Below are 5,127 nucleotides of genomic sequence, written 5' to 3'. Positions count from 1 at the left end.
GCTGTGGCGGCGCGCGGCAACGGCACGGCCTGCAGCGCCTGCCAGACCTTCAGCGCGTCGACGGTGGCAGCGACGTCGTGCACGCGCAGCAGCGCGGCACCGCGCTGTGCAGCCAGCAGATGCGCGGCGACCGAGCCGACCACCCGCTGCTCCGGCGCCTCGCGCCCGGTCAGCTCGCCGATGCTGCGCTTGCGCGACAAGCCGGCCAGCACCGGCACGCCCAGCTCGACCAGCCGCGCCAACTGGGCCAGCACCTGCAGGTTGTCGGCGGTGCTCTTGCCGAAGCCGAAGCCCGGGTCGACCAGGATGCGGCGCTTGTCGATGCCGGCCATCTCCGCGGCGAAGATGCGCTCGGCCAGGAACCGGTGCACCTCGCCGACCACGTCGTCGTAGCCGGGCGCGCTGCCGGCGGCATAGGCGTCGGCGGGCATGTGCATCAGCACCACCGGCACCCCCAGTTCCGCGGCAGCGTCCAGCGCGCCGGGCTGGCGCAGGGCCTGCACGTCGTTGATCATGCCGGCGCCCGCCGCGACCGCGGCGCGCATCACTTCCGGCTTGAAGGTGTCCACGCTCAGCGGCAGCGCGGTCTGCGCGGCCAGCCGCTCGATCACCGGAATCACCCGCCGCAGTTCTTCTTCCACCGGCACCGGCATCGCGCCCGGACGGGTCGACTCGCCGCCGATGTCCAGCACGTCGGCGCCCTCCCCGGCCAGACGCAGGCCGTGCGCCACCGCTGCGTCCACGCTGGCGTGCGCGCCCCCGTCGGAGAACGAATCCGGGGTGACATTGACGATGCCCATCACCCGCGGGCGATCGAGCAGCAGCCGGTGGGCGCCGCATTGCAGGCTGGGCGAGGTGTCGAACATCGGTGAGTCTCCTGGTAGTGGCCGTGGCCGGCGGCGGAATGGCGCTGCGCAGCGCCATGCGGCATCCGCGACACACGCATGGCGGCAGCGGCGTGCGCGACGTTTCCGCGGCACCTCGCATCGACGCGGCAACCTGCGGCCAGCGCAGTGCCATTGTCGCCCACGCGCACCCAGGCGGCGAGTCGACATCGGACGATGCGACCGGCCCCGCACCGCCGCCAACAAAAAAGCCAGGGATCGCTCCCTGGCTTTTCGGCGCTTGAAGGGCGCTCCTGCGCTTACACCTGCTCGGCAGGCCCGGCGATCGGCGGCAGCGGACGCGAATTGCCCTTGTCGTTGTTGCCGCCGTCCTTGCCGGACTTGCTCCAGCCCATCGGCGGCGGCGGATCGCGGCCTTCCATGATCGCCTCGATCTGCGGCGCGTCGATGGTCTCGTACTGCAGCAGCAGCTGCGACATGGTGTGCAGCTTGTCCAGATTCTCGGTGAGGATCTGCGTGGTCTTCGCATACGCCTTGTCGAGGATCGACCGCACCACTTCGTCGATGCGCCGCGCGGTGTCGTCGGAGACGCTCTTGTGCTGGGTCACCGAACGGCCCAGGAACACTTCGTCGTCCTCCTCGCCGTAGGCGATCGGCCCCAGCTCGTCGGACAGGCCCCACTTGGTGACCATGTTGCGCGCCATCTTGGTCGCGCGCTCGATGTCGTTGGACGCGCCGGTGGTGACCTTGTCGGTACCGAAGATCAGTTCCTCCGCCACGCGGCCGCCGTACAGCGAGCACAACTGCGACTCGATCGCCACACGGTTCATCGAGTACTTGTCGCCTTCCGGCAGATACATGGTCACGCCCAGCGCGCGGCCGCGCGGGATGATCGTGACCTTGTAGACCGGGTCGTGCTCGGGCACCAGGCGGCCGACGATGGCGTGGCCGGCCTCGTGGTAGGCGGTGAGCGTCTTCTCGTCCTCGCTCATGGCCATCGAACGACGCTCGGCACCCATCAGGATCTTGTCGCGGGCACGGTCGAAGTGGTCCATGCGCACTTCCTTGACCGACTCGCGCGCGGCGAACAGGGCCGCCTCGTTGCACAGATTGGCCAGGTCGGCGCCGGAGAAGCCCGGCGTGCCGCGCGCGATCACCATCGGCTCGATGTCGTCGGCCAGCGGCAGCTTGCGCATGTGCACCTTGAGGATCTGCTCGCGGCCGCGCACGTCCGGCAGGCCCACCACGACCTGGCGGTCGAAGCGGCCCGGGCGCAGCAGCGCCGGATCCAGCACGTCCGGACGGTTGGTCGCGGCGATCACGATCACGCCCTCGCCGCCCTCGAAGCCGTCCATCTCCACCAACAACTGGTTGAGGGTCTGCTCGCGCTCGTCGTGACCGCCGCCCAGGCCCGCGCCGCGATGGCGGCCGACCGCATCGATTTCGTCAATGAAGATGATGCACGGCGCATGCTTCTTGGCCTGCTCGAACATGTCGCGCACGCGGCTGGCGCCGACGCCGACGAACATTTCCACGAAGTCCGAACCGGAGATGCTGAAGAACGGCACCTTGGCCTCGCCGGCGATGGCCTTGGCCAGCAGGGTCTTGCCGGTACCCGGCGGGCCGACCATCAGCACGCCGCGCGGGATCTTGCCGCCGAGCTTGGTGAACTTGGTCGGATCGCGCAGGAAGTCGACCAGTTCGCCGACCTCTTCCTTGGCCTCGTCGCAGCCGGCGACGTCGGCGAAAGTGATCTTGATCTGGTCCTCGCCCTGCAGCTTGGCGCGCGACTTGCCGAAGGACATCGCGCCCTTGGCGCCGCCGCCGCCACCCTGCATCTGGCGCATGATGAACAGCCAGAAGCCGATGATCAGGATGACCGGCAGGAAGTTCAGCACCAGCGACCAGAAGCCCGGACCGTTGTCGGGCTTCTGCCGGGTGATGTCCACGTTCTTGCTGTACAGCACGTCGATCAGCTTGCCGTCGCTCGGGCCGTACACCGAGCCCTCGCTGCCGTCGGCGCGCTTGAAGCGGATCGCGTTGACCGACAGGTTGGTGGCGTCGGTGAAATCGACCGACTTCACCCGCCCGGCGTCCACGTCCTTCAGGAACTGGGAGTAGGTCACGTTGTCGGTGCCCGCGCCGCCGGCGAGCCGCGGCGAGAAGCTCTGGAACACCACCATCAGCACGACGGCAACGACTACCCACAACAGCAGATTCTTGGTCAAGTCGTTCATCCTCATTGGCTCCGGTGTCCCTTCAACTCTGTCTCGATGCGTGGCATTGCGGATTCAGCCTTGCGTTCAGCTTACTTGATCTGGGCGCGCTTGCCCTGTCCGAGGGCGTAGACCTCCGGCGAGCGCTTGCGCGACGCGGCCGGCTTGCGGATGGTCACCTTCTCATAGCGGCGGCGCATGTCGCGGATGTAGTCGTCGAACCCCACGCCCTGGAACAGCTTGATCAGGAACGCGCCGTTCGGCTTCAGGTGGCTGTCGGCGAACGCCATCGCCAATTCCGCCAGATGCATCATCCGCGGCTGGTCGACCGCATCCATTCCGCTCTTATTGGGGGCCATATCCGACAGCACAAGGTCCACCGGGGTATCGCCCAGCATGGCCTCGAATTGCGATAGCACCGCGTCCTCCCTGAAGTCACCGTGAAGGAACTCCACGCCGGCGAGCGGCGGCATCTCCAGAATGTCCAGGGCCAGCACGCGACCGCGGTCGCCCATCGACTTGCGCACCTGCTGCGACCAGCCGCCCGGCGCGGCGCCGAGATCGACCACCACCATGTCCGGCTTGAGCAGCCTGTCGCGCTGCAGCAGTTCCTCCAGCTTATAGGCCGCGCGCGAGCGCATGCCTTCGGCCTGGGCCTTCTTCACGAAGGGGTCGGCGAAATGTTCGCGGAGCCAGCGTTGGCTGCTTTTGCTGCGGGTGGCCATGGACGCACGGTCGGGAGGGGCGGCCATGATACCCTGATCGCCCTTGCCAACCCTGCTCCCACCTGCATGTCGATCAGCCTGACCTCGGCCCAGAACCGCTTCCTGCGCGGCCTGGCCCACGACCTCAAACCCCTGCTGCAGATCGGCAGCAAGGGCGTCACCCCGGCCTTCCTGGCCGAACTGGACGAGGTGCTGGAGCGCCACGAACTGGTCAAGGTGAAGGTCGGCGGCGACGACCGCGAGGCCCGCGACGCCGCCATCGGCAGCCTGGTGGAGCAGTCGCACAGCGTGCTGGTGCAGCGCATCGGCCATACCGCGATCCTGTATCGCCCGGCCAAGGAAGACCGGCAGATCGTGCTGCCGCGCGCCTGAGCGCGCCCTCGGTGACCCCATGCAACTGACCCAGGACCTGCCCGACTACGCCTATGCCCTGCGCATGGCCGACGGCCGCCAGGCCAAGGTGAACGACCGGCTGTTGACCCGCAGCTTTGTCCTCGCGCCGGACACCCTGGTCGAGGACTGGCAGGCCCCGCCGGCCGGCGATCTGCAGCCGCAGCATCTGCAGCCATTGCTGGAGCTCAACCCGGCCCTGGTGATCCTCGGCACCGGCGAACGCCAGGTGTTTCCCGCCGCGGCGGTGATGGCGCTGTTCCTGACCCGCGGCATCGGCATCGAGGTGATGAACAATGCCGCTGCGGCGCGCACCTACAACGTGCTGGCCGCCGAAGGCCGGCGCGTGGCGGTGGGGTTCCTGCTCGAAGGCTGAGCCAGGCGTCGCGGGCCGGGCACTGCGACCTCCTGATCGTTGACCTGAGCGGCCTCAACCACGGCCTGGCCGCGCCGCGGACAACATGCGATCGAGGCAGAGAGGACGCCTGTCGTTCCTTTCGTCTCTTGCAGATCGCCGCGCGGCGTCTGCCGCGCGATGCGAGCACAGCGCGTCGGGGCTGAAGCCCCTCCCACAAAAGAATGCATGCACGGTGGCCCCCCGTATGAGCCGGCGGCGCTTGCGGCCCACTGGCCGCGCCGTTGGCGAACGCCCGGCGCGTTACGCCGGGCCGGGGATCCGCCCGCGTAAGGACGCAACCGGTTACTTCGGCGGCAGATACAGCAGTGGGTCGACCGGCTTGCCGTTGTAACGAATCTCGAAGTGCAGCATGTCGCGCGCCGCGCCGCTGTGGCCCATTTCGGCGATCTGCTGGCCGGCCTTGACGTTCTGGCCTTCGTTGACCAGGCGCTTGCGGTTGTGGCCGTAGGCCGACAGCCACTGTTCGTTGTGCTTGACGATGATCAGTTCGCCGTAGCCGACCAGGCCGGCGCCGGAGTAGACCACCACGCCGT

6 protein-coding genes are annotated in these 5,127 nt (G+C 68.3%); 2 read left to right on the top strand and 4 right to left on the bottom strand.

The annotated features are described in order from the left end of the window. From folP to rlmE, 3 genes are all read right to left on the bottom strand, one after another. Positions 1 to 866, bottom strand: an 866-nt coding sequence (folP, locus tag D588_RS0103820) for a dihydropteroate synthase (RefSeq protein WP_017915036.1), incomplete at its 3' end; no start/stop codon positions are given. Positions 867 to 1,144: 278 nt separating this feature from the next. Further along, a complete protein-coding gene (gene ftsH / locus D588_RS0103815; protein WP_017915035.1) occupies positions 1,145 to 3,082 on the bottom strand; it encodes an ATP-dependent zinc metalloprotease FtsH in 1,938 nt (645 codons plus the stop codon). 71 nt (positions 3,083 to 3,153) lie between these two features. Beyond that, entirely contained in the window at positions 3,154 to 3,786 is a 633-nt protein-coding gene (gene rlmE / locus D588_RS0103810; protein WP_017910618.1) for a 23S rRNA (uridine(2552)-2'-O)-methyltransferase RlmE, read from the bottom strand. A gap of 66 nt (positions 3,787 to 3,852) precedes the next feature. Between rlmE and yhbY the strand changes: the two genes are divergently transcribed. Together yhbY and D588_RS0103800 are read left to right on the top strand one after the other, a co-directional pair. After that, complete coding sequence (gene yhbY, locus D588_RS0103805; RefSeq protein ID WP_010341321.1) at positions 3,853 to 4,158, top strand: ribosome assembly RNA-binding protein YhbY; 306 nt, start codon at positions 3,853 to 3,855, stop codon at positions 4,156 to 4,158. Between the two features lie 19 nt (positions 4,159 to 4,177). Then, the gene (locus D588_RS0103800) at positions 4,178 to 4,552 is read left to right on the top strand and encodes an Mth938-like domain-containing protein (RefSeq protein ID WP_017910617.1); all 375 of its coding nucleotides are present in this window, start codon (positions 4,178 to 4,180) and stop codon (positions 4,550 to 4,552) included. A 324-nt stretch (positions 4,553 to 4,876) separates the two neighbouring features. On the opposite strand, the gene D588_RS23940 is transcribed toward D588_RS0103800, so the two are convergent. After that, positions 4,877 to 5,127: peptidoglycan DD-metalloendopeptidase family protein (locus D588_RS23940; RefSeq protein ID WP_043083354.1), on the bottom strand; the 251-nt coding region annotated here is incomplete at its 5' end.

The organism is Xanthomonas sp. SHU 308, from assembly GCF_000364645.1.
Taxonomy (GTDB): domain Bacteria; phylum Pseudomonadota; class Gammaproteobacteria; order Xanthomonadales; family Xanthomonadaceae; genus Xanthomonas_A; species Xanthomonas_A sontii.
Note: the sequence above shows the minus strand (reverse complement) of the source record. Positions and strands in the feature narration are given on the sequence as shown.

What these genes read in the sequence shown, in the direction of transcription:
- ftsH (WP_017915035.1), bottom strand. Translation starts at nt 3,082, where the DNA reads ATGAACGACTTGACCAAGAATCTGCTGTTGTGGGTAGTCGTTGCCGTC.
- rlmE (WP_017910618.1), bottom strand. Translation starts at nt 3,786, where the DNA reads ATGGCCACCCGCAGCAAAAGCAGCCAACGCTGGCTCCGCGAACATTTC.
- yhbY (WP_010341321.1), top strand. Translation starts at nt 3,853, where the DNA reads ATGTCGATCAGCCTGACCTCGGCCCAGAACCGCTTCCTGCGCGGCCTG.
- D588_RS0103800 (WP_017910617.1), top strand. Translation starts at nt 4,178, where the DNA reads ATGCAACTGACCCAGGACCTGCCCGACTACGCCTATGCCCTGCGCATG.